Genomic DNA, 21,992 nt, shown 5'->3' with positions numbered 1-21,992 from the left:
TTTGGATTGGGTTTCGTCACTTTTATCTTAACGGATGTTGATATTACTGTGTATTTTTTTGTCTTGAAATGAGAACAAAAAAATGTTGAGGCAGATTAATTTCTACCCCAACATTTATTATAGAACCATTTTTTTATGCAGACTTTAAGATTTCCTAAATGTTACTCTAATTGCGTCGACAACAGAAACTTTGGATGGTATATTTGGTGAAATGGGTTTCTTATGGAGGGGACAACGATGAGATGGAAAGTGGCGATGGCTGGACTCTTGGCGCTAATTATCGGAGGGGTTGGTTACTTAGCATTTGATTATCAGCATAACAAGGAGCACATGATAATTGATTGGGCTGGGGCAGTGAAGCATCAAGGAGAGGTATATTCTTATACGAACATGGAGTTGAAGCAGGCGGAAATCAAGTCACTTTTAGGGAAGAAGTTAGGTAAAAGTATCGATAACTATGATGACTGGAAAGAGGGCGGCAAGGATATGCCTGAATTGGCGTCCACTTATGGTGTGATGGATATTTATACAATGAAAGGTTATCCAGAATCGCAGAGAATTATAGGGTTAAGAGAAGATTTTAATGGTCTTGAAATAGCTGTATTTGAAAAAGAGGATCCTGGCACGATAGCGCGCTTGCTCGATAACTATAGAGTTGCTAGGAATATAAGGAATGCTACATACCAAGTGAAATATGAAACGAGAACAATGGATGATACTGTTTTGCTAGAAAAATTTGTGTCTAAATTAGGAGATTCCAAGGAACGATCGGCTACTTATTTTAGTGAGGAAACGGAGACTAAGAACTTCGTCATTCATTTGGAAGATGGCACGAATGTAGCTTTAGCAATGGATGGAAACGGTTTTGTGACAGTTGCTGGTTTTGAAGTGCAGTTGAAGAAGGATGCGATGTTTGAGAAGATGTATAAGGCGCTAGCTGACGCAGAGGGTGACATGTCAGGTGAATACGTGCAGATGAAGTATGGAAATCAAGATTACGCTGAGTGGGGTGAACCTAGACGCGCGCTACCTATAACCATGGTAGGTCAACAGATTGGCACAACAAAGAAGGTTTCAGAGGAAGCGTTTAATGATGAAGGGAAAGTGCCGGATTTCCATGCGAACGTGGCGGGTAAAAATGTATTTCATGCAAAAATGTATAATCCTGCGTATAAATTAGTGGTCGAGCAGGGAGATGATTTTGTGATGCTTACTAATAATTCGATGGATATGTCGGTGAAGTTTGGCGAATTGCTGAATTTTAGGGAAATTGACGCGACTGTAGAAGGTATAAAGTATGAATCAGCGCAGAGTTGGTTGTTTGTAGAACAGGATTTTCAAGATGTAGCGAATTTAGAGGTGGCTAAAAAGTTGATTTCAGCTTTGGAAAGGGCGAAACCGTTACAGAATCCGGTATATAGTGCGAGTGTAGATAAAAGGCATGTTGTGCTAAAAATGCTTGATGGAAATGAGTTGGAATTCTTGGTACAAGAGGATGGGATCATTGCTTTTGAAAATAATTATTTCGAATTAGCGGAACAGGATCGGAAAAGCTATGTGGAATATATTCTAGAAAAAAAGAACATTTAATCCGTATTAGGATTAAATGTTCCTTTTTAAAATCGAGGATGTAAGTTCGTACATTTGATCACGATAAGCGCCTGCTGGGAGTTTTTTGATTTCTCGTAACGCTTTTTTGGTGTATTTGTCGGCTAGTGTGAAAGCTTGCTCTACACCTTTGTATTTCGCTATGAGCACGAGTAATTGCTCCAAATCTTCGTCTGACATGTCGAGCTGCTTTTCGAGTAGTGGTTGGAATTCAGATGGATGTTTTTGCATCGCATAGATAAGTGGAAGTGTGTAGACGCCTTGTTTGACATCATTCAAAACTGGTTTTCCAAGTCCATCGTCGGAACTCGTATAATCCAACACATCATCGATAATTTGAAAAGCCATTCCAAGATAATGCCCGATATTCCAAGCATTGCGTACCTGAAAACGTGTCGCCTTACTTTGCGATGCACCAGAAAAAGTACTTAGGGCAAAAAGTTGCGCTGTTTTTCCGGAGATGCGGGATAAATATTGGCGCACCGTCACGTTAATATCATAGCGCATCCGCATTTGATCCAATTCACCCATCAGGATTTTCTCGATGTTTTTGCTGTTAAATTCGATATTCTCAACGGAGTTCGCATGACTCGATAAAATTTTAAAACAGATGCAGAATAGATAGTCGCCAGTGTAAACCGCGTAATTGCGCCCATATTTCGAGTGAATCGTTGGAATGCCGCGTCTTGTTGGAGCGTCATCCACAACGTCATCATGAATCAGCGTCGCCATATGTAGAACTTCGAGGGCACCTGCAACTGCAATAGCACGATCGCGATCATGATCAGGGCCGATTTGCGCTGCAAGTAAAGCATAAGCTGGGCGCAACAGTTTACCACCAGCATGAATCAAGTCTTTCACATTTTTCTCAACCTGTTTATCTCTGATTTGAATACTTTTTTCGATAGTCGTGAGTACATCTTTCAAATCGGTTTGCAGATTTGGATAGGCGTCCCACATCGGGTGAAGTTGCATAATTCATCCTCATTTCGCTTAGTTTTGGATAGGTTCATTCGTTTTATTAAAAGCACGTAGCGTTTGCACATTTTTAATTAAATAATTGGCCGCGATTCCAACTGCAATCCCTGATAGTATACCGATAAACGAGAGGACAGGCAAGTAGAGCATAACGTTCCAACTGCCAGCAATCCAACTTGCAATTACGAGCTGACCAACATTATGTAGAATCCCACCAGTCGTGCTGACCCCAATAATACTCACGCGCTTTGGTCCCAGCTTCTTCACTAACCACATACCGCCAAAACTCAAAATCGCTCCGGCTGCGCTATACATAAACGTCGAAATTGTTCCGCCCAGTAAGGTAGCCAAGACGAGCCGAATACATACAATCATAAAAGCGTCTTTCGTGGATAGCGTGTACAAGGAAATACACGTAATAATATTCGCCAAACCAAGCTTAGCGCCAGGTGCAAAGGCGAATGGGAACGGTATGGCGCGTTCCAGTAAACTAATAACAACCGCTTGGGCTGCCAGTAAAGCAATATAAACTAAACGCTTATTCTTTGTCATGTACACATACCTCCCTTGTCCCTAAGACGGAATAACAATCCCATCATCAGGCTCCGTCTCACCGGTTGTCGACTGCACTTCAATCACGACTTTATGCGGTAAACAAACAATTGTTTCGCCGAGTTTTCCAATTGCGCCAACACGAACGCATACCTGATCATTACAGTTTGCAGCGCTAATCCGAATCCGCTCATCTTTCACTTCAATTTCATTGTAATCACCATCATCCGCCGTCACTTTAAACGTATCAACACCCGTGTGCCCAGTTAAATCGACGCGTTTATACTCCTTACCGTCGACCTTAATGACAGCGACCAGTTTCGACTCCGATCCAGCAGGTGGGGCAGGTTCTTGCGATTTCGCATATGTAAAAATAGCTAGAGGCAAAAAAGAAAGCACGGTCAAAAGCACAACAATAATGACATCCCAACGCTTCACCATATGTAGATATTCCTTCACGTTTCTTTTCCCCCTCTAACTAGCTTTATCTTCATTGTAATACACTCACGCAAAAATATATAGCGAAAGGCAGTTTTTCGGCTGCCTTTCGCTATGATTGAATCGTATAAAATTATTTGTCGCGGTAGATGGAACTTTCCTTGCCGTACCACCAGCGCCCGAGATGTTTTTGGAACCAAGGCATAGCCCAATAATCTAAACCAAATGTACGTCCAGCGCCATTTAGTAAAGCGATCGAAGCTGGTAACGCCCAGAATTTGTCCCAACCAAGCATAGCGCAAAGGGTGAACATTACTAGGAATCCAGCGCTTCCGATGCTAGCTAACCAAGTGAACAAGCCGACAACAAGTGCAAGACCGATGGCAAGTTCTACAAACGGAACGACTTTTTGCATGAAAAGAGCAACGTCGAGGTTTGGCATGATAAGTTTCATGATCCACTCAAACCAACCAGGCATATGCGCGAAAATTGGTGTTGTTACGTTCGTTGCAGCAGCTCCAGCAGCATCGCCGGCCGCTTGTGACGCACCGGATGTCGCGTCTGTTTGCAACCATTCGAATGGCATTTTTGAAGTTGTCGCAGTTAACCATGAATCAGGTCCGAGTCCTTGGAATAACGGTTTCAAGTTCGTCAGGCTAACTTTATCCCACGTCGTTTCACCGTAAATCTTAGAAAGAGCCTCGTCAACCCAGAACCAACCGACATAAATACGAAGCGGCAATGTCCAAAGCACGTTACCGTAACGCGATGTCCAACCGCGGAAAATATTCCGGTTATCTCGAATATGGAAAAATTCATGGGAAACGTATTGCGCCATATAATAGCCACTACGGATTCCAAAGAAGTAGTAAAGGTTAACCATGTGTTTCATGAAAATCGCGAACCAACCATGCAAGCGTAATCCGCCTAGGTTAGCGACACCGTATTTGGAGCCAATCGAAACCATGACACCGTGATATTTACCATTGTAAGCTTCTTTTTCTGTCCCGCTGATTTCAGAAATGATGCTTTTCGCAGCAGTCATCCCGGTTTGCTCAGCAGCTTCAACGATTTGAGGAGTCGGCTTACCTTCTTCCTCTTCATAATAAGCCAAGTCACCGATGACGTACGTGTTTTCGAACTTCTCAGCTTCCATGTATTCATTGACTTTCAAACGACCAGCACGCGCTGTCTCCATACCGTAATCTTTCGTATCAGAATTCGCACGAACACCAGCAGTCCAAATTAATGTATGCGTTGGAATTTCGTCGCCAGATTTCAAAACGATGCTTTCCGCTTTAACTTCAACAATCGCAGCATCCTTCATAATCTTGATACCTTTTTTCAGCATGAAGTCTTCTGCTTTTTGAGCATCCTTACGATCAAGCATGTTCAGAATCGTTGGTGCTGCTTCGACAACAATTAATTCAATCTCAGAAACATCGACCTTGTTATCTTTCGCAAGACGCGTTTTCCAATCAAGCAATTCCCCAACCATCTCGATCCCAGTAAAACCAGAACCACAAATCGCAAAAGTAAGCATGGCTTTGCGTTTCGCTACATCTTGTTCCTCGGAAGCGTCATGAACAACCGTTTCGATATGTTCGCGCAACTTAACCGCATTTTCCCAAGACCAAAGCGTGAATCCATGTTCGCTAACACCAGGCGTTCCAAAGTCATTCGGCTCGCCACCCATGCCAAGAACGAGGTAATCAAACGGATAGCTACCATTTTCCGTCGTCACCGTTTTCGTTTCGTGATCAACGTGCGTTACGTTGTCCGTCACTAATTTCACTTTCGTACGATTAAACAAATGACGCAAATCATACTGTATCGCTGTTGGTTCAACACGTCCCCCAGCTACTTCGTGCAACTCAGTCATCATCGTGTGGTAAGAATGTCTGTCAATCAACGTGATGGTTACTGATTCGTCTCTCTTGTACTTTTTCGCTAATTTCTTAGCCGCATGTACACCTGCATATCCCGCCCCTATTAAAACAATATTCTTTTCAGGCATATGCTTTCTCAACTCCTTGTAAGTATATTCACAAAAATTATAAGTCCTGCGTTCCAAAACATAATAGTAATAACCTAACCCAGTTTAACAGATAGAACAAAGGCTGTCTAGGGTCTTTACCCTCAAAAAATGTGATGCAAACGCGAATTTATAGGTGAAAACCTTCACAGGGCAACAAACCCCATTTGAGTGGGAAAAATTTTAAAAAATCATTGCAAAATAAGAACAGAATCACTTTCTGAAAATTCTTGGTTTTCGACTCATGCATACTGTGTGTAGACAAATTGAGACAATAATGTTATATTTAAGTGGAATTAAGGTGAGCTTGTTGGTTTCGTGTCAATTTCATTGTTCATGTCATCACAAGTAATATTTTAAAAGGTGGGAGCAAATTTTATGAAGAAGAAAAAGTTGGTAATGGCCCTGACGGCAGTAATGGCTTCAAGCATGTTGTTAGTAGCGTGTGGTAATGATAATAGCAGCGATAGCGACAGCAAATCAAGCGACACGAAGCAGACGGATACGAAGAAAGCGGATGCTAAAACAGACGGTACAATGACAGATGGTACTTACAAATTGCAAGAAAAGAACTTTGACGACAAAGGTTGGAAAGCCTTCATGACGATCACGGTTAAAGATAATAAAATTACAGAATCTGATTATAACTACAAAGATAAAGACGGCAAGCTGAAAACAGACGATGCTGACTACGAGAAAAACATGAAAGCAAAAACTGGTGTAGGTCCACAAGAATACATCCCAGCTTTGAATGACTCTCTAGTATCTAAACAATCAGCAACAGACGTAGAAGTAGTAACAGGAGCAACTCATTCTTCTGATACATTCATCAACTACTCAAACCAATTGATCCAAGCGGCGCAACGTGCAGACACAGCGACAATTGAAATCAACAATGGCGCGAAATTAGAAGATGGTAAATATTCTCTAGAAGAGCAAAACTATGCGAACAACTACCGTGTCGTGTTCAACATGGAAGTAAAAGATGGCAAAATTACGACATCTGATTACAACTATGTAGACAAAGACGGCAAGTTGAAAACAGACGACGCTGACTACGAGAAAAACATGAAAGCAAAAACTGGTGTAGGTCCACAAGAATACATTCCAACACTTAACAAAGCGCTTGTTGACAAACAAAACCCAGCAGACGTTGCAGTAGTAACTGGTGCGACACATTCATCTGACGCATTCAAAATCTACGCGGCACAACTTTACAATGCAGCTCAATCTGGTAACACAGACATGATTAAAGTTTACAACAAAGTAGACTCTGAATAAGTAAATAGTAAGTAACGTATAGGACTTCAGAGCGAAAACTCTGGATCCTCAGCGTGTCGACAAACACTCATTTTCGTCGTTAAAAGCTCCGTTCCAGTGCTCACGTACTCTAGTACGCTCCGCGCTGGTACTCGCCTTTGCCTAGAAACTAAGTATTTGTCGACACGCTGAATTTTAGAGAAGTATCATTTAAAGCGTTTTTTTACAGTCTGGGGCTTCAGAGCGAAAACTCTGGGGCCTTTTTTGTTGGGGCTACTCGACTTTCTTGACAAAGACTCCAATCACCGATACATTAAAATAGCGACACGGTCATACTATATCTCATTCCAAATCGGAAAGGTGCAATTTAAATGAAGAAATTTTATATGTTAATCACGCTGGTGCTTTTAGCGGCTGTTATTACGGCTTGTGGTAATGATGATACGAAGAAAAGTAGCGCATCAGAGGACAATGACTCAGAAATTCTTTCCCAACCATATACAAAAACTGATTTTCTAATGGGGACAATCAATGTAGTTAAAATTTACGACAAAGGAAAAGAGGATGTTCTTCTCAAAGCTTTTGACCGAATAAAGGAATTAGACAAGCAAATTACAACGAGCGATAGCGGTAAAACATCAGAAGTGGACAAGGTTAATTTGGCGGCAGGTAAAAATCCTGTGAAGGTGAACGATGATGTTTACTACCTGATTAAAGAAGGCTTGAAGTATAGCGCGAGTTCGGGTGGTAGCTTCGATATCACTATCGGCCCACTGACTTCTCTATGGCACATCGGCTTTGATGACGCGAGAAAACCGAGCCAAGCGGAAATTGATGCAGTTCTTCCGTTAATCGATTACAAAAAAGTGAAACTAGACGATGCTAAAAAGACGGTTTATCTAGAAGAAAAGGGCATGGAGCTGGATCTAGGTGCCATCGCTAAAGGCTACATTGCGGATGAAGTTGCCAAAGTTTTAGATGAAAATAAAGTAACGACGGCCATTATCGATTTAGGCGGCAATATCATCGTGAAAGGTGATAGCCCTAAAGGCGGCGATTGGGTTGTCGGCATTCAAGATCCATTCGAATCGCGTGGTACGGTGATCGGAACCATTCCAGAAGCGAACAAATCCATCGTTACATCGGGAATTTACGAGCGTTTCCTAGAAGTAGATGGCGTGAAATATCATCATTTACTCGATCCGAAAACAGGCTATCCATTCGACAACGATATTGCAGGCGTATCCATCGTCTCTGAAAAATCGATTGATGGCGACGGTCTATCTACAGCTACGTTCTCCAAAGGTATCAAAGGCGGAATGGAATTCATCGAAACATACAAAGGTGTGGAAGCGATTTTTGTAAGTAAAGAGAAGAAAGTATATATCACATCCGGTTTGAAAGGGAAGTTCAAACTAACCGATAAGAATTTCCAAATGGCGGACTAAAAAGGGGTGTAATAAAGTGTCGATACCAGCATTTTTGAAATTGGTAGAAATCCAGACGAAGATCGCAAGTGTTTTTCCATTTATAATTGGTACGTTATTCGCGGTATATCAATACGATTTATTTAATTGGAAAAACACACTGATTTTCTTTGGTTCGATGTTGATTTTCGACTTGACGACGACGGCTATCAATAATTATATGGATTACCGGAAAGCCACGAACAATCATGATTATGACTACCGGACCACGAGTAATGTCATTGGGCAAGAACAAATATCGGAGAAAACGGTAATCATCACGATTTTTGTTATGTTTTTGATTGCGACAGGACTAGGCGTTTGGCTTGTTGTAGAAACAGATTTGCTCGTCTTGCTCGTCGGATTTGTCTGCTTTTGTATCGGGATTCTATACACATTCGGTCCGGTCCCGTTGTCGCGCATGCCGCTTGGCGAAATTTTTTCCGGTGTGACGATGGGATTTGGCATCGTGTTCCTAGCGATTTACGTGAATGCTTACGACGCAGGAATTGCAAACTTGATTTGGTCGGGCGAATGGGTTACTGTGAAAGTGAATCTAATAGAAGTTATCCGGATTGCCGTCGTATCCTTGCCATGCATTTTCATGATTGCGAACATCATGCTTGCCAATAACATTTGCGACTTAGAGGAAGATATCCGAAACCACCGCTACACCTTGCCATATTACATCAGCAAAAAATACGCGGTAATCCTCTTCAACGCGCTCTACTACGCATCTTTTGCGGCTATCATTGTTTCCGTCATCATCGGATTCCTTAGCCCAATCATGCTCGTAACGCTCATCGCGATCATCCCAGTATTTAAAAATTTACAGAAATTCAACGCCGAGCAAGTCAAAGCGAAAACATTCGTAATCTCCATCAAAAATTTCGTTGTCATGAACAGCGCGATTGTCGTTTGTCTCGCCGCAAGTTTAATCTTTAAGTATATATAATGAGAAAAGAGGGGATTTCTGATGCTAGATAAATTAATATTTGGGCGCTTTATGCCTGGGGAATCCCTTATTCATCGTTTAGACGCAAGAACAAAACTAATTGCTGGATTTTACTTCATCGGTATTCTGTTCCTCGCAAACAACTGGCAAACATACGCCTTACTAACGCTCTTCTCGTTTGCAGTCATTTTCATGACGGGGATATCGTATCGTTTTTTCATTAAAGGAGTAAAACCACTCATCTGGCTAATCCTCTTTACGGTGCTGCTACAGGCCCTATTCACGAGCGGCGGAACCATCTATTTTAGCTGGGGACCATTCGCCATCTCCTCATTCGGCATCATTAACGGCATGTTCGTGTTCGTTCGGTTCGTGCTGATAATCTTCATCTCGACGGTAATCACGCTGACAACGACGCCTATGGACCTGACAGACGCTATCGCTTACATACTACGGCCCTTTAAAATTTTCAAAATGCCAGTTCAAGATATTGCCTTGATGATTTCCGTTGCGTTGCGCTTCATTCCAACCTTAATGGAAGAAACCGATAAAATCATGAAAGCCCAGCGAGCAAGAGGCGTCGATTTTGGCGAAGGAAACCTATTCGAACAAATGAAAGTCGTCGTGCCGATATTTATCCCGCTATTCGTCAGCTCCTTCAACCGAGCAGAGGACCTAGCCGACGCGATGGAAGCAAGAGGATACCAAGGCGATAAAAAAAGAACAAGGTTCCGAATCCTACATTGGCATTGGTGCGATTTAGTAGCAGCTTTCGTATTGGTTGCACTTACCACGGCTCTCGTGACATTAAGAATTTCATAATAATCCTAATCAATTGGCGGCAAGCGCTCGCATTCAGGGAATTTGGCGGGCTTCCGGTTCTCATGTACAGTTGTACACGCAGCTCTCCAGCTTCCGCCAAACTCCCTGACTACAAACGCTTTCGCTCAATTTGCGTAAAGCGTAATTTTTTATCTTAATTCGCTTTTTTTGAGGATCTATTGCGTGTCTAAAAATCATAAAATCAGCAATAAAAAAGTTTTTTCGCAAAATCGTTGAAATTACTAGGGCGGACGTGTATAATAGATAAAGTGCAAATGAACAGGCATTGCTCTGTCTATTTCGTGCAACACCCCCACTAGTTGGGGCTGTAGATGTGATGAAGTGAGAGGTTGCTGACACACCCGGCCGCTTTGCCATGGCGAGTGTCCAGGAGATTTTCACGGAGAATGTCTATTTTAAAAGTAGGCGAGAAGGAGGGAAAATAATGGCAAAACAAAAAATTCGTATTCGTTTAAAAGCGTATGATCACCGTATCTTGGATCAATCGGCTGAGAAAATTGTAGAAACTGCGAAACGTTCAGGTGCTTCTGTATCTGGTCCGATTCCACTTCCAACAGAGAAGTCAATCTACACAATCTTGCGTGCGGTTCATAAATACAAAGATTCACGTGAGCAATTCGAAATGCGTACACACAAACGTTTAATCGATATCGTTAATCCAACACCACAAACTGTTGATAGCCTTATGCGTTTAGACTTACCAAGCGGTGTGGACATCGAAATCAAACTATAATAAAAATCCAAAATAACAGGAGGTGTGACTCATGACCAAAGGAATCTTAGGTAGAAAAGTAGGGATGACACAAGTTTTCACTGAAAACGGCGAACTTATTCCAGTAACAGTTATCGAAGCAGGTGCTAACGTAGTACTTCAAAAGAAAACAGTTGATACGGACGGATATGAAGCAATTCAAATCGGTTTCGAGGATAAACGCGAAAAATTGTCAAACAAACCCGAAAAAGGTCATGTAGAAAAAGCCAATACTACTCCTAAGCGCTTCATTCGCGAATTACGCGATGTAAACTTAGACGAGTATGAGATTGGTGCAGAAATTAAAGTAGACGTATTCGCAGAAGGTGACATCGTTGACGCGACAGGCGTATCGAAAGGTAAAGGGTTCCAAGGTGTAATTAAACGCCATGGCCAATCTCGTGGACCAATGTCCCACGGTTCTCGTTACCATCGTCGCCCAGGTTCAATGGGTCCCGTAGCACCTAACCGTGTATTCAAAAATAAATTACTTCCAGGTCGTATGGGTGGAGATCAAATCACTATCCAAAACCTAGAAATCGTCAAAGTTGATGTTGAGAAAAATGTTCTTTTAGTAAAAGGAAATGTTCCAGGAGCTAAAAAAGCACTTATCCAAATCAAAACAGCTAACAAAGCAAGATAATTTAATTGGAAAGGAGGACTAACAAAATGCCCAACGTAGCTTTATTGAAACAAGATGGAACAAAAGCTGGCGAAATTACACTTAACGATACTATTTTCGGTATTGAACCAAATGAAAAAGTGGTTGTTGATGTAATTTTGAGTCAAAGAGCTTCCTTACGTCAAGGAACTCATAAAGTAAAAGGCCGCTCAGAAGTACGCGGCGGTGGACGTAAACCATGGCGTCAAAAAGGTACTGGTCGTGCCCGTCAAGGTTCGATTCGTTCCCCACAATGGCGTGGAGGTGGAGTCGTATTCGGCCCAACACCACGTAGCTATGCTTACAAATTACCTAAGAAAGTTCGTCGTTTAGCGATCAAATCGATCCTTTCTTCTAAAGTAAAAGAAGAGAGCCTAGTAGTACTAGAAGGTTTAACTTTCTCTGCTCCTAAGACTAAAGAATTCACAGCTTTCCTTAAAAATATCTCTGTAGATACAAAAGCATTGGTAGTAGTAGCCGATGAAAGTGAAAATGTAGAACTATCTGCACGTAACTTACAAGGCATTAAAGTTATTCCAGCTCAAAGTATCTCAGTACTAGATGTTGCTAAACATGATAAGTTAATTATCACGAAAGCAGCTCTTGAACAAGTAGAGGAGGTGCTTGCATAATGGATGCACGCGACATCATTAAGCGCCCAATTATCACTGAGCAATCAACAAGTGTTTTAGACGACAAGAAATATACATTTGAAGTTGATACACGCGCTACTAAAACGCACGTAAAAAAAGCTATCGAAGAAATTTTCGAAGTGAAAGTTGCGAAAGTAAACGTAATGAACTACAAAGGTAAAATGAAACGCATGGGCCGTTACGCTGGCTATACAAACAAGCGTCGTAAAGCTATCGTGACACTTACTGGCGATAGCAAAGAAATCCAATTTTTCGAAGTTTAATACTTCTATGAATTGAACTAATAGAGGAGGGAATACAATGGCGATTAAAAAGTATAAACCTACCACAAACGGCCGTCGTCACATGACGAGTTCAGATTTTGCTGAGATTACTACAAGTACTCCAGAAAAAGCTTTACTACGTCCTCTGAAAAAGAAGGCTGGTCGTAATAACCAAGGTAAGTTAACTGTTCGTCATCACGGTGGAGGACATAAACGTCAATACCGCGTGATCGATTTTAAACGTAATAAAGATGGTATTCCAGGACGCGTTGCTACGATCGAATACGATCCTAACCGTTCTGCTAACATCGCATTAATTCACTACGTTGATGGAGAAAAACGCTACATCATCGCAGCGAAAGGCTTAGAAGTAGGCCAAACAATTTATTCAGGTTCAGAGGCGGATATCAAAGTTGGTAACGCGCTAGAACTTAAAGATATTCCAGTGGGTACTGTTATCCACAATATCGAAATGAAACCTGGTAAAGGTGGACAATTAGTACGTTCAGCTGGAACAAGTGCTCAAGTGCTTGGTAAAGAAGGCAAATACGTATTAATCCGTCTTAACTCTGGTGAGGTTCGTATGATTCTTTCTACTTGTCGTGCTACTATCGGCCAAGTTGGTAACGAACAACACGAACTTATCAACATTGGTAAAGCAGGTCGTTCACGTTGGATGGGTAAACGCCCAACAGTTCGTGGATCTGTAATGAACCCGAACGATCACCCACATGGTGGTGGTGAAGGTAAAGCACCAATCGGACGTAAATCACCAATGTCTCCTTGGGGTAAACCAACACTTGGTTATAAAACTCGTAAGAAAAACAATAACTCCGATAAATTTATCGTACGTCGTCGTAAGAAAAAATAATTGGATTTGTCATTTAAACGAATTTATAGGTAGCAGGAACGGGCAAGCTCAAGCTTTCCGATTCCTGACTATGCGAAGGGAGGTTCCGACATGGGTCGTAGCTTGAAAAAAGGACCTTTTGTAGATGATCATTTGATGAAAAAAGTTGAGGCAGCTGATGCAAGCGAAAAGAAACAAGTTATTAAAACTTGGTCTCGTCGCTCAACAATTTTCCCAGTATTCGTTGGACAAACGATTGCTGTATATGATGGTCGCAAACACGTTCCAGTCTATATCCAAGAAGATATGGTTGGACATAAATTAGGTGAATTCGCACCAACTCGTACGTACCGTGGTCACGCGGGCGACGATAAAAAAACAAGACGTTAATTGAGAGGAGGATATCCTGATGACAACTGCAAAAGCCGTTGCAAAAACTGTTCGTATTGCTCCTCGTAAAGTTAGACTCGTAATCGATCTAGTACGTGGTAAGCAAGTCGGCGAAGCAATCGCTATTCTAAAACTTACGCCGAAAGCCGCTTCTCCGGTTATCGAAAAAGTTTTAAAATCAGCAATCGCAAACGCTGAGCACAATTATGATTTAGATGTAAATAACTTAGTAATTTCTGAGGCATTCGTTGACGAAGGCCCAACATTGAAACGTTTCCGTCCACGTGCAATGGGACGCGCAAGCGCAATAAATAAACGTACAAGCCACATCACAGTCGTGGTATCTGAAGTCGAGGAGGGATAATTCGTGGGCCAAAAAATACATCCAATTGGTATGCGTGTCGGTATCATTCGTGATTGGGATTCAAAATGGTATGCTGGTAAAGAATACGCGAACTTCTTACATGAAGATATACGTATCCGTGATTATATCGCGAAAAACTTATCAGATGCTTCTGTATCTCGTATCGAAATCGAACGCGCTGCAAGCCGTGTAAACATCACAATCCACACTGCTAAACCAGGAATGGTTATCGGTAAAGGTGGATCTGAGGTTGAATCGTTACGTAAAAACCTAAATGAACTTACAGGTAAACGAGTTCATATCAATATCGTAGAAATCAAAAGAGCTGATCTTGATGCTAAATTAGTTGCTGAAGGTATCGCTCGTCAATTAGAAAGCCGTGTATCGTTCCGTCGTGCACAAAAACAAGCAATCCAACGTACTATGCGTGCGGGTGCTCGTGGTATTAAAACTCAAGTTTCCGGCCGTCTAGGTGGAGCGGATATCGCTCGTGCGGAACATTACAGTGAAGGAACAGTTCCTCTTCATACATTGCGTGCCGATATCGACTACGCATGGGAAGAAGCTGACACAACTTATGGTAAACTAGGCGTTAAAGTCTGGATCTACCGTGGTGAAGTCCTTCCTACGAAGAAAACAAATGTGGAAGGAGGAAAATAATAATGTTAGTTCCAAAACGTGTTAAATACCGTCGTGAGTTCCGTGGTAACATGCGTGGACGCGCAAAAGGCGGAACAGAAGTAGCATTTGGTGAGTTTGGTCTTCAAGCAGTTGATGCTTCATGGATCACTAACCGTCAAATCGAAGCTGCCCGTATTGCAATGACTCGTTACATGAAACGTGGCGGTAAAGTTTGGATTAAAATTTTCCCTCATAAATCTTACACATCTAAGCCAATCGGCGTTCGGATGGGTAAAGGTAAAGGTGCTCCGGAAGGTTGGGTAAGCCCAGTTAAACGTGGCAAAATCATGTTCGAAATCGCAGGTGTACCTGAAGAAGTAGCGCGCGAAGCATTACGTCTTGCAGCACATAAACTACCTGTTAAAACAAAAATCGTGAAACGCGAAGAAATTGGTGGTGAAGCAAATGAAAGCAACTGATATCCGTGAATTGTCAACTACTGAAATTCAAGATAAAGAGAAATCTCTAAAAGAAGAGCTCTTCAATCTGCGCTTTCAATTAGCTACTGGCCAATTGGAAAACACTGCACGCATCCGTGAAGTACGCAAAGCGATTGCTCGTATGAAAACAATCGTTCGTGAAAGAGAACTTGCCTAAAATTAATTCAGGAGGAGGTTTTAATACATGTCTGAACGTAACCAACGTAAAGTATATACAGGACGTGTTGTATCCGACAAAATGGATAAAACAATCACTGTCGTTGTTGAAACGTATAAGAAACACACGCTTTATGGCAAGCGAGTGAAGTATTCTAAAAAATTCAAAGCGCATGATGAAAATAATGTAGCTAAAACAGGCGATCTAGTACGCATTGCTGAAACTCGTCCATTGTCGGCGACTAAACGTTTCCGCTTACTAGATGTTGTTGAGAAAGCTGTATTAGTTTAAATCGTGATTCGTAATAATAGTTTTACTAGGAAAAATAAATTTCCTGATTGTATGTCTGGAAGGAGGGTATCCTAATGATTCAACAAGAAAGTCGTTTGAAAGTCGCTGATAACTCTGGTGCTCGTGAAGTATTAACAATTAAAGTACTAGGCGGATCAGGACGCAAAACTGCGAACATTGGTGACGTAATCGTGTGTACTGTTAAACAAGCAACACCAGGTGGCGTTGTCAAAAAAGGTGAAGTAGTTAGAGCGGTAATCGTTCGTACTAAGAGTGGAGCACGTCGTCAAGATGGTTCTTACATCAAATTTGATGAAAATGCATGTGTTATAATCCGTGATGATAAAAGTCCTCGTGGAACACGTATTTTTGGACCTGTTGCTCGCGAACTTCGTGATAGCAACTTTATGAAGATCGTTTCTTTAGCTCCAGAAGTTCTTTAAAATATGTAGTTTCAATCTCAAGGAGGTGCTAGACCCAATGCATGTCAAAAAAGGTGATAAAGTTCAAGTTATTACTGGTAAAGATAAAGGTAAATCCGGCAAAATTATCGCTGCGTTCCCTAAAAAAGATCGCGTGATCGTTGAAGGACTTAACATGGTTAAAAAACATACAAAACCATCAAACGTTAACCCGCAAGGTGGAATTTTAAATGTTGAAGCACCGATTCACGTATCTAACGTAATGCTTATCGATCCGAAGACTGGTGAACCAACTCGTGTGAACCGTGAAATCAAGGATGGTAAAAAAGTACGCGTAGCTAAAAAATCCGGTGAAGTTATAAAAGACGCAACTAAATAAAAGTATTTGAGGAAGGAGGGAATATTACATGAATCGCCTTAAAGATAGATATCTTAAGGAAATTGTTCCTGCTTTAATGAGCAAATTCAATTATGACTCCGTAATGGAGGTACCAAAAATCGACAAAATCGTAATCAACACTGGTGTTGGTGATGCAACAGCAAATGCGAAAGTTTTGGATAGTGCAGTGGAAGAGTTAGCTCTAATCACTGGTCAAAAACCTGTAATCACAAAAGCGAAAAATTCAATCGCTGGTTTCCGTCTTCGTGAAGGAATGCCAATCGGTGCGAAAGTAACGCTACGTGGAGACCGCATGTATGATTTCTTAGACAAATTAATTACTGTTTCCTTACCACGTGTTCGTGACTTCCGTGGGGTTTCTAAAAAAGCCTTCGACGGTCGCGGTAACTACACGCTAGGTGTTAGAGAGCAATTAATTTTCCCTGAAATTGATTACGATAAAGTAAGTAAAGTTCGCGGAATGGACGTAGTAATCGTTACTACTGCTAAATCTGACGAAGAATCAAAAGAATTACTGACACATGTTGGAATGCCGTTTCAAAAGTAATCCAAATAGTAATCAATAAATAAGTAGGGAGGCGCAAACGTGGCTAAAAAATCAATGATCGCGAAGCAAAAACGCACACCGAAACATCCTGTTCAAGCTTACACTCGTTGTGAACGTTGTGGTCGTCCACATTCCGTTATTCGCAAATTTAGACTATGCCGTATCTGCTTCCGTGAACTTGCCTATAAAGGACAAATTCCCGGCGTCAGAAAAGCAAGCTGGTAAAAACCCAATAATGGGAAGGAGGTAAATTTTTCATGGTGATGACAGATCCTATCGCAGATTTTCTAACTCGTATTCGTAACGCCAATATGGTACGTCACGATAAATTAGAAGTTCCTGCTTCAAAAATTAAAAAAGAAGTCGCTGAAATCCTTAAAAGAGAAGGCTTCGTACGTGATGTTGAGTATATTCAAGACGACAAACAAGGTACAATCCGTGTTTTCCTTAAATATGGTGCAGCTAACGAGCGTGTAATTACTGGACTTAAGCGTATCAGTAAGCCAGGTCTTCGTGTTTACGCTAAAGCTGATGAGGTACCAAAAGTACTTAACGGTTTAGGTATTGCAATTGTATCTACTTCTCAAGGTTTGTTAACTGACAAAGAAGCTCGCGCGAAACAAGTGGGCGGAGAAGTTCTAGCATACGTTTGGTAAGACAAGAAAATCACAAGGAGGTGCAATAAATGTCCCGTATAGGTAAAAAAACAATTGTTATCCCAGCTGGTGTTACAGTAACATTAGATGGTTCAACAGCAACTGTTAAGGGTCCTAAAGGCGAGCTAGTTAAGACTTTTAACCCTGATATTACAATCAATATCGAAGGCAACGAGATCAATGTAGCTCGTCCTTCTGACAATAAAACACACCGTGCCCTTCATGGTACGACACGTGCTATTCTAAATAACATGGTTGTCGGTGTATCTGAAGGCTACGAAAAAACTCTTGAGCTTATTGGTGTCGGTTACCGTGCAGCGAAACAAGGTACTACTCTTGTTTTAAACGTAGGTTACTCACATCCAGTAGAATTCGAAGCACGTCCAGGTGTTGAAGTTGAAGTACCAGCGAATACGAAAGTTATCGTTCGCGGTATTAACAAAGAACACGTTGGCGAATTGGCTGCAAATATCCGTTCCGTACGTCCACCAGAGCCTTACAAAGGTAAAGGTATCCGTTACGAAGGCGAATTTGTACGTCGTAAAGAAGGTAAAACCGGTAAATAATGCCGCATAAAGCTAAGAGAAGAGGTGAGTCGTGTGATTACCAAAATCGACAAAAATAAAGTGCGTAAAAAAAGACATGGTCGTGTTCGTTCTAAGATTTCTGGAACAGCAGCTCGTCCACGCTTGAACGTATTCCGTTCAAACAAGAACATTTATGCTCAACTTATCGATGATGTTAACGGTGTAACAATCGCTAGCGCATCTAACGTAGATAAAGATTTCCCTAAAGCTGAGTCAAAAGTTGACGCTGCTACAAAAGTAGGCGAAATCGTTGCAAAACGCGCTACAGAAAAAGGCGTTAAAGCTGTTGTATTTGACCGCGGTGGTTATTTATATCATGGTCGTGTAAAAGCTCTAGCTGAATCTGCTCGTGAAAATGGATTGGAATTTTAAAAAGAAGGAGGGACAACTTACATGCCTCAACAAATCGATGGAAACAAATTAGAATTAGAAGAACGCGTAGTTACTATCAACCGTGTTGCGAAAGTAGTTAAGGGTGGTCGTCGTTTCCGTTTTTCAGCGCTCGTAGTCGTTGGAGATAAGAACGGTCATGTTGGATTCGGTACTGGTAAAGCACAAGAAGTTCCAGATGCTATCCGTAAAGCAATTGACGATGCTAAGAAGAATATGATCTTCGTACCAACTGTTGACACTACAATCCCACACACAGCAATCGGTCATTTTGGTGGTGGAGAAATTCTCCTAAAACCTGCAAGCGCCGGTTCTGGTGTAACTGCTGGTGGTCCAGTTCGTGCTGTCCTTGAGTTAGCTGGTGTTGCTGATGTGTCTAGTAAATCACTAGGATCTAACACACCAATCAACATGGTTCGTGCTACTTTTGACGGTATCAAACAACTTAAAAAAGCTGAAGATGTTGCGAAATTACGCGGCAAAACAGTTGAAGAATTACTAGGATAAGGAGGGAATAAAGTTATGGCGAAATTAGAAATTACTCTAAAACGTAGCTTAATCGGACGCCCTCAACCACAACGCAAAACAGTTCAAGCTCTAGGCTTGGGAAAAACTAATTCTGTTGTTGTAAAAGAAGATAATCCTGCAATTCGTGGGATGATCACTAAAGTTAGTCATTTAGTGGACGTTAAAGAAGTTTAAGCTATTACTACAAATATTAAATGAATAAAATCGTAAATAGGAGGAGGTGCTTGACATGAAACTTCACGAACTTAAACCTGCAGAAGGTTCTCGTAAAGAGCGTAATCGTGTTGGTCGTGGTATGAGTTCTGGTAACGGTAAAACATCAGGACGCGGACACAAAGGTCAAAAAGCACGTTCAGGTGGCGGTGTACGCCTAGGCTTTGAAGGTGGACAATTACCATTGTTCCGTCGTATTCCAAAACGTGGTTTTACAAACATCAACCGCAAAGAGTATGCTGTTGTGAACATTGATGTTTTAAATCGCTTTGAAGATGGTACAGAAGTAACACCTGAATTATTAATTGAAACAGGTATCGTCCGTAACGCAAAATCTGGAATTAAGATTTTGTCTGACGGCGCAATCGAGAAAAAACTTACAGTGAAAGCTAACAAATTCTCATCAGCTGCTAAAGAGGCTATCGAGGCTGCTGGTGGAAAAACTGAGGTGATCTAATGTTTTCGACGTTGATCAATTTTTTCAGAGTTGCAGACATTCGTAAGAAAATCATGTTTACGTTAGCTATGCTTATCATTTTCCGTATCGGAACATTTATTCCGGTACCGGGAGTGGACGCAGCTACAATTCAAAAATCGATGGAAACAGGAATTTTAGGATTCTTGAATACTTTCAATGGTGGTGCGCTGAAGAACTTCTCGATCTTCGCGATGGGTGTTATGCCTTACATTACCGCATCGATTATCGTGCAACTATTACAAATGGATGTTGTACCCAAACTTACTGAGTGGTCAAAACAAGGTGAGATGGGACGTAAGAAATCCAACCAATTGACGCGGTATTTAACTATTGGACTAGGGCTTGTCGAAGCATTCGGTATGGCTTTTGGTTTCAATAGATTGGCGGGTTCTGGCTTTATTATTGATCCTTCTATCCCTCAATACTTAGCAATTGCGGTTGTTCTTACAACTGGTACAATGTTCCTGATGTGGTTAGGTGAACAAATTACTGTGAGTGGCGTTGGTAATGGTATTTCCATTATTATCTTTGCTGGTATCGTAGCTCGTATTCCTGATGGCATGCGTTCTCTCTATGCTTCGCAAATTGAAGATGCTGGTGATCAGCTGTTCATGCATGTTATGATTCTTGTTGCAATCGCCGTGGCAGTTTTAGCGATCATTGTGCTCGTTATTTACTTCCAACAAGCATTGCGTAAGATTCCAATTCAATACTCAAAACGTGTCGCTGGTGCAAAAACTGGTGGAGCGCAAGCAACGCATTTACCACTTAAACTTAACTCTGCTGGGGTTATACCGGTAATCTTTGCAAGTGCCTTTATCATTACACCACAAACTATTTTGAGCTTTGCCTTCGTTGACTCAACCAGTCAAGTTGTAAAAGTCTTAAAACAAATTTTTGACTATACGCAACCGATTGGTATGTGTCTGTATGTTGCCTTGATCATCGCATTTACTTACTTCTATGCGTTCATTCAAGTGAATCCTGAGAAAGTAGCAGATAACTTGAAGAAACAAGGTGGATATATTCCAAGTAAACGTCCTGGCCGTGAAACACAAGAGTATCTTACTAGTGTGCTTTATCGTCTAACTTTTGTTGGTGCACTCTTCCTTTCTGTAGTAGCAATCATGCCTACAATTGGTGCAGCTGTATTCGATCTTCCGCAATCTATCGCCATTGGTGGTACGAGCTTGCTGATCGTTATCGGGGTAGCCCTTGATACAACAAAACAACTAGAAGGACAACTTGTGAAACGAAATTACCGAGGATTTATCAAATAAACACGTGGGTCGGCAGGAGTGTTAAACCTCATGCCCCGACGTGCTACTAAATAAAGGGGCGATACAGTTGAAACTAGTGTTAATGGGACTGCCCGGTGCCGGTAAGGGTACACAAGCTGAAAAAATTGTAGCGAAATACAATATTCCTCACATTTCAACTGGGGATATGTTCCGCGCAGCAATAAAAAATGGCACAGAATTAGGTCTGAAAGCTAAATCCTTTATGGATAGCGGCAATTTGGTTCCTGACGATGTGACAAACGGTATCGTTCGTGAGCGCTTAGCTGAAGATGATGCTAAGAATGGTTTCTTGCTTGATGGGTTTCCACGTACTGTTGAGCAAGCCGAGGAATTAGAAAGTATTCTTTTGGACCTTGGAACAAAGCTTGATGCTGTTGTTAATATTCAAGTTGATAAAAGCAGCCTGATGAAACGTCTGACTGGTCGCTGGATTTGTCCAACATGTGGTAAAACGTATCATGAAGTTTTCAATCCTCCCAAACAAGCGGGGATTTGTGACATCGATGGTGCTACTCTTTACCAACGTGAAGACGATAAAGCAGAAACTGTGGAAAATCGCTTAAATGTTAATATCAAACAAACGCAACCATTGTTAGATTTTTACGGTGAAAAAGGAACATTATTTGCGGTTAACGGAGAGCAAGACATTGATGTTGTGTTCGAAGACGTAGATAAGATTCTAGCTTCATTTTAAGAAATCATCGCTTATTTTACAGTCGGTACCTATGTAGTGCAAAATGTTTTGTTTTGTAGTATAATGGGTAATTGGCAGTGCAGTGAGTAACAACTATGCGAAACATGATGAACGAGAGATTGTCTGAAGATCATCTGGAT

General features: G+C 41.4%; 32 protein-coding genes. 28 read left to right on the top strand and 4 right to left on the bottom strand.

The genetic code is table 11. The features are described 5' to 3' along the window. The first annotated feature begins 237 nt into the window (after window positions 1–237). On the top strand, window positions 238–1,590 hold the full coding sequence (locus HPK16_RS08150) for a hypothetical protein (RefSeq protein WP_181676473.1): 1,353 nt from the start codon (window positions 238–240) through the stop codon (window positions 1,588–1,590). Window positions 1,591–1,602: 12 nt separating this feature from the next. On the opposite strand, the gene HPK16_RS08145 is transcribed toward HPK16_RS08150, so the two are convergent. The 4 genes from HPK16_RS08145 to HPK16_RS08130 form a co-directional block, all read right to left on the bottom strand. After that, window positions 1,603–2,583: a polyprenyl synthetase family protein gene (locus HPK16_RS08145; RefSeq protein ID WP_181676472.1), complete on the bottom strand. Its 981-nt coding sequence runs from the start codon at window positions 2,581–2,583 to the stop codon at window positions 1,603–1,605. An 18-nt stretch (window positions 2,584–2,601) separates the two neighbouring features. Then, complete coding sequence (eetB, locus tag HPK16_RS08140; RefSeq protein WP_036060247.1) at window positions 2,602–3,138, bottom strand: flavinylation system FAD exporter subunit EetB; 537 nt, start codon at window positions 3,136–3,138, stop codon at window positions 2,602–2,604. Window positions 3,139–3,159: 21 nt separating this feature from the next. Further along, a complete protein-coding gene (locus tag HPK16_RS08135) occupies window positions 3,160–3,597 on the bottom strand; it encodes a NusG domain II-containing protein (RefSeq protein WP_181676471.1) in 438 nt (145 codons plus the stop codon). A gap of 112 nt (window positions 3,598–3,709) precedes the next feature. Continuing rightward, window positions 3,710–5,593 (bottom strand): FAD-dependent oxidoreductase, encoded by a 1,884-nt coding sequence (locus HPK16_RS08130; protein WP_181676470.1) that lies wholly within the window; start codon window positions 5,591–5,593, stop codon window positions 3,710–3,712. Window positions 5,594–5,989: 396 nt separating this feature from the next. Here HPK16_RS08130 and pplA point away from each other — a divergent pair, with 396 nt between their 5' ends. The 27 genes from pplA (at window position 5,990) to HPK16_RS07995 (ending at window position 21,852) form a co-directional block, all read left to right on the top strand. After that, window positions 5,990–6,892 carry an extracellular electron transfer flavoprotein PplA gene (pplA, locus tag HPK16_RS08125; RefSeq protein WP_181676469.1) on the top strand — a complete coding sequence of 301 codons (903 nt, stop codon included), beginning with the start codon at window positions 5,990–5,992 and terminating at the stop codon, window positions 6,890–6,892. Between the two features lie 350 nt (window positions 6,893–7,242). Next, window positions 7,243–8,319 carry an FAD:protein FMN transferase gene (locus tag HPK16_RS08120; protein ID WP_181676468.1) on the top strand — a complete coding sequence of 359 codons (1,077 nt, stop codon included), beginning with the start codon at window positions 7,243–7,245 and terminating at the stop codon, window positions 8,317–8,319. A gap of 16 nt (window positions 8,320–8,335) precedes the next feature. Continuing rightward, complete coding sequence (gene menA / locus HPK16_RS08115; RefSeq protein ID WP_181676467.1) at window positions 8,336–9,292, top strand: 1,4-dihydroxy-2-naphthoate polyprenyltransferase; 957 nt, start codon at window positions 8,336–8,338, stop codon at window positions 9,290–9,292. 21 nt (window positions 9,293–9,313) lie between these two features. After that, window positions 9,314–10,114, top strand: a complete 801-nt coding sequence (gene fmnA / locus HPK16_RS08110; RefSeq protein ID WP_181676466.1) for an FAD export ECF transporter transmembrane subunit FmnA — start codon at window positions 9,314–9,316, stop codon at window positions 10,112–10,114. A 445-nt stretch (window positions 10,115–10,559) separates the two neighbouring features. After that, complete coding sequence (gene rpsJ / locus HPK16_RS08105) at window positions 10,560–10,868, top strand: 30S ribosomal protein S10 (RefSeq protein WP_036065498.1); 309 nt, start codon at window positions 10,560–10,562, stop codon at window positions 10,866–10,868. A 31-nt stretch (window positions 10,869–10,899) separates the two neighbouring features. Beyond that, window positions 10,900–11,529 (top strand): 50S ribosomal protein L3, encoded by a 630-nt coding sequence (rplC, locus tag HPK16_RS08100; RefSeq protein ID WP_181676465.1) that lies wholly within the window; start codon window positions 10,900–10,902, stop codon window positions 11,527–11,529. A gap of 26 nt (window positions 11,530–11,555) precedes the next feature. Next, window positions 11,556–12,179 carry a 50S ribosomal protein L4 gene (rplD, locus tag HPK16_RS08095; RefSeq protein ID WP_036080294.1) on the top strand — a complete coding sequence of 208 codons (624 nt, stop codon included), beginning with the start codon at window positions 11,556–11,558 and terminating at the stop codon, window positions 12,177–12,179. Then, window positions 12,179–12,463 (top strand): 50S ribosomal protein L23, encoded by a 285-nt coding sequence (gene rplW, locus HPK16_RS08090; RefSeq protein ID WP_036094361.1) that lies wholly within the window; start codon window positions 12,179–12,181, stop codon window positions 12,461–12,463. The genes rplD and rplW overlap by 1 nt, the downstream gene beginning before the upstream one ends. A gap of 37 nt (window positions 12,464–12,500) precedes the next feature. Continuing rightward, window positions 12,501–13,334, top strand: coding sequence for a 50S ribosomal protein L2 (gene rplB / locus HPK16_RS08085; protein ID WP_036060259.1), 834 nt, complete (start codon window positions 12,501–12,503; stop codon window positions 13,332–13,334). A 90-nt stretch (window positions 13,335–13,424) separates the two neighbouring features. Further along, window positions 13,425–13,703 carry a 30S ribosomal protein S19 gene (rpsS, locus tag HPK16_RS08080; RefSeq protein WP_036065502.1) on the top strand — a complete coding sequence of 93 codons (279 nt, stop codon included), beginning with the start codon at window positions 13,425–13,427 and terminating at the stop codon, window positions 13,701–13,703. Window positions 13,704–13,722: 19 nt separating this feature from the next. Further along, window positions 13,723–14,067, top strand: a complete 345-nt coding sequence (rplV, locus tag HPK16_RS08075; RefSeq protein WP_181676464.1) for a 50S ribosomal protein L22 — start codon at window positions 13,723–13,725, stop codon at window positions 14,065–14,067. A 3-nt stretch (window positions 14,068–14,070) separates the two neighbouring features. Next, the gene (gene rpsC, locus HPK16_RS08070; RefSeq protein WP_036071385.1) at window positions 14,071–14,727 is read left to right on the top strand and encodes a 30S ribosomal protein S3; all 657 of its coding nucleotides are present in this window, start codon (window positions 14,071–14,073) and stop codon (window positions 14,725–14,727) included. Window positions 14,728–14,729: 2 nt separating this feature from the next. Then, the gene (gene rplP, locus HPK16_RS08065; RefSeq protein WP_036060267.1) at window positions 14,730–15,167 is read left to right on the top strand and encodes a 50S ribosomal protein L16; all 438 of its coding nucleotides are present in this window, start codon (window positions 14,730–14,732) and stop codon (window positions 15,165–15,167) included. Further along, window positions 15,154–15,345, top strand: coding sequence for a 50S ribosomal protein L29 (rpmC, locus tag HPK16_RS08060; RefSeq protein ID WP_036060270.1), 192 nt, complete (start codon window positions 15,154–15,156; stop codon window positions 15,343–15,345). Before rplP ends, rpmC begins: the two co-directional genes overlap by 14 nt. Window positions 15,346–15,372: 27 nt before the next feature. After that, entirely contained in the window at window positions 15,373–15,636 is a 264-nt protein-coding gene (gene rpsQ, locus HPK16_RS08055) for a 30S ribosomal protein S17 (RefSeq protein ID WP_036080303.1), read from the top strand. A gap of 74 nt (window positions 15,637–15,710) precedes the next feature. Then, complete coding sequence (rplN, locus tag HPK16_RS08050; protein WP_036071388.1) at window positions 15,711–16,079, top strand: 50S ribosomal protein L14; 369 nt, start codon at window positions 15,711–15,713, stop codon at window positions 16,077–16,079. Between the two features lie 37 nt (window positions 16,080–16,116). After that, window positions 16,117–16,437 carry a 50S ribosomal protein L24 gene (gene rplX, locus HPK16_RS08045; RefSeq protein ID WP_036080307.1) on the top strand — a complete coding sequence of 107 codons (321 nt, stop codon included), beginning with the start codon at window positions 16,117–16,119 and terminating at the stop codon, window positions 16,435–16,437. 28 nt (window positions 16,438–16,465) lie between these two features. Further along, entirely contained in the window at window positions 16,466–17,005 is a 540-nt protein-coding gene (gene rplE / locus HPK16_RS08040; RefSeq protein ID WP_036065509.1) for a 50S ribosomal protein L5, read from the top strand. A gap of 39 nt (window positions 17,006–17,044) precedes the next feature. Next, entirely contained in the window at window positions 17,045–17,230 is a 186-nt protein-coding gene (locus tag HPK16_RS08035) for a type Z 30S ribosomal protein S14 (protein WP_077912491.1), read from the top strand. 32 nt (window positions 17,231–17,262) lie between these two features. Continuing rightward, window positions 17,263–17,661, top strand: a complete 399-nt coding sequence (gene rpsH, locus HPK16_RS08030) for a 30S ribosomal protein S8 (protein WP_036065514.1) — start codon at window positions 17,263–17,265, stop codon at window positions 17,659–17,661. A 29-nt stretch (window positions 17,662–17,690) separates the two neighbouring features. Further along, on the top strand, window positions 17,691–18,227 hold the full coding sequence (gene rplF / locus HPK16_RS08025) for a 50S ribosomal protein L6 (protein ID WP_181676463.1): 537 nt from the start codon (window positions 17,691–17,693) through the stop codon (window positions 18,225–18,227). Window positions 18,228–18,260: 33 nt separating this feature from the next. Next, on the top strand, window positions 18,261–18,620 hold the full coding sequence (gene rplR / locus HPK16_RS08020; RefSeq protein ID WP_036065516.1) for a 50S ribosomal protein L18: 360 nt from the start codon (window positions 18,261–18,263) through the stop codon (window positions 18,618–18,620). Window positions 18,621–18,641: 21 nt separating this feature from the next. Then, on the top strand, window positions 18,642–19,145 hold the full coding sequence (gene rpsE, locus HPK16_RS08015; RefSeq protein ID WP_036060286.1) for a 30S ribosomal protein S5: 504 nt from the start codon (window positions 18,642–18,644) through the stop codon (window positions 19,143–19,145). A 15-nt stretch (window positions 19,146–19,160) separates the two neighbouring features. Then, window positions 19,161–19,340 (top strand): 50S ribosomal protein L30, encoded by a 180-nt coding sequence (gene rpmD / locus HPK16_RS08010; RefSeq protein WP_003720933.1) that lies wholly within the window; start codon window positions 19,161–19,163, stop codon window positions 19,338–19,340. Window positions 19,341–19,395: 55 nt separating this feature from the next. Beyond that, the gene (rplO, locus tag HPK16_RS08005) at window positions 19,396–19,836 is read left to right on the top strand and encodes a 50S ribosomal protein L15 (protein ID WP_036060290.1); all 441 of its coding nucleotides are present in this window, start codon (window positions 19,396–19,398) and stop codon (window positions 19,834–19,836) included. Then, entirely contained in the window at window positions 19,836–21,137 is a 1,302-nt protein-coding gene (gene secY / locus HPK16_RS08000; protein ID WP_181676462.1) for a preprotein translocase subunit SecY, read from the top strand. Before rplO ends, secY begins: the two co-directional genes overlap by 1 nt. Window positions 21,138–21,204: 67 nt before the next feature. Next, window positions 21,205–21,852 carry an adenylate kinase gene (locus HPK16_RS07995; protein WP_181676461.1) on the top strand — a complete coding sequence of 216 codons (648 nt, stop codon included), beginning with the start codon at window positions 21,205–21,207 and terminating at the stop codon, window positions 21,850–21,852. The last annotated feature ends 140 nt before the right edge of the window (window positions 21,853–21,992 follow it).

It is taken from the genome of Paenilisteria rustica, assembly GCF_013820765.1.
Taxonomy (GTDB): domain Bacteria; phylum Bacillota; class Bacilli; order Lactobacillales; family Listeriaceae; genus Listeria_A; species Listeria_A rustica.
This window is presented reverse-complemented; position numbering and strand designations above follow the sequence as displayed.

Coding starts and splice junctions, on each gene's coding strand:
- HPK16_RS08150 (WP_181676473.1), top strand. CDS start 238: ATGAGATGGAAAGTGGCGATGGCTGGACTCTTGGCGCTAATTATCGGA.
- HPK16_RS08145 (WP_181676472.1), bottom strand. CDS start 2,583: ATGCAACTTCACCCGATGTGGGACGCCTATCCAAATCTGCAAACCGAT.
- eetB (WP_036060247.1), bottom strand. CDS start 3,138: ATGACAAAGAATAAGCGTTTAGTTTATATTGCTTTACTGGCAGCCCAA.
- HPK16_RS08130 (WP_181676470.1), bottom strand. CDS start 5,593: ATGCCTGAAAAGAATATTGTTTTAATAGGGGCGGGATATGCAGGTGTA.
- pplA (WP_181676469.1), top strand. CDS start 5,990: ATGAAGAAGAAAAAGTTGGTAATGGCCCTGACGGCAGTAATGGCTTCA.
- HPK16_RS08120 (WP_181676468.1), top strand. CDS start 7,243: ATGAAGAAATTTTATATGTTAATCACGCTGGTGCTTTTAGCGGCTGTT.
- fmnA (WP_181676466.1), top strand. CDS start 9,314: ATGCTAGATAAATTAATATTTGGGCGCTTTATGCCTGGGGAATCCCTT.
- rpsJ (WP_036065498.1), top strand. CDS start 10,560: ATGGCAAAACAAAAAATTCGTATTCGTTTAAAAGCGTATGATCACCGT.
- rplC (WP_181676465.1), top strand. CDS start 10,900: ATGACCAAAGGAATCTTAGGTAGAAAAGTAGGGATGACACAAGTTTTC.
- rplD (WP_036080294.1), top strand. CDS start 11,556: ATGCCCAACGTAGCTTTATTGAAACAAGATGGAACAAAAGCTGGCGAA.
- rplW (WP_036094361.1), top strand. CDS start 12,179: ATGGATGCACGCGACATCATTAAGCGCCCAATTATCACTGAGCAATCA.
- rplB (WP_036060259.1), top strand. CDS start 12,501: ATGGCGATTAAAAAGTATAAACCTACCACAAACGGCCGTCGTCACATG.
- rpsS (WP_036065502.1), top strand. CDS start 13,425: ATGGGTCGTAGCTTGAAAAAAGGACCTTTTGTAGATGATCATTTGATG.
- rplV (WP_181676464.1), top strand. CDS start 13,723: ATGACAACTGCAAAAGCCGTTGCAAAAACTGTTCGTATTGCTCCTCGT.
- rplP (WP_036060267.1), top strand. CDS start 14,730: ATGTTAGTTCCAAAACGTGTTAAATACCGTCGTGAGTTCCGTGGTAAC.
- rpmC (WP_036060270.1), top strand. CDS start 15,154: ATGAAAGCAACTGATATCCGTGAATTGTCAACTACTGAAATTCAAGAT.
- rpsQ (WP_036080303.1), top strand. CDS start 15,373: ATGTCTGAACGTAACCAACGTAAAGTATATACAGGACGTGTTGTATCC.
- rplN (WP_036071388.1), top strand. CDS start 15,711: ATGATTCAACAAGAAAGTCGTTTGAAAGTCGCTGATAACTCTGGTGCT.
- rplX (WP_036080307.1), top strand. CDS start 16,117: ATGCATGTCAAAAAAGGTGATAAAGTTCAAGTTATTACTGGTAAAGAT.
- rplE (WP_036065509.1), top strand. CDS start 16,466: ATGAATCGCCTTAAAGATAGATATCTTAAGGAAATTGTTCCTGCTTTA.
- rpsH (WP_036065514.1), top strand. CDS start 17,263: ATGGTGATGACAGATCCTATCGCAGATTTTCTAACTCGTATTCGTAAC.
- rplF (WP_181676463.1), top strand. CDS start 17,691: ATGTCCCGTATAGGTAAAAAAACAATTGTTATCCCAGCTGGTGTTACA.
- rpsE (WP_036060286.1), top strand. CDS start 18,642: ATGCCTCAACAAATCGATGGAAACAAATTAGAATTAGAAGAACGCGTA.
- rpmD (WP_003720933.1), top strand. CDS start 19,161: ATGGCGAAATTAGAAATTACTCTAAAACGTAGCTTAATCGGACGCCCT.
- rplO (WP_036060290.1), top strand. CDS start 19,396: ATGAAACTTCACGAACTTAAACCTGCAGAAGGTTCTCGTAAAGAGCGT.
- secY (WP_181676462.1), top strand. CDS start 19,836: ATGTTTTCGACGTTGATCAATTTTTTCAGAGTTGCAGACATTCGTAAG.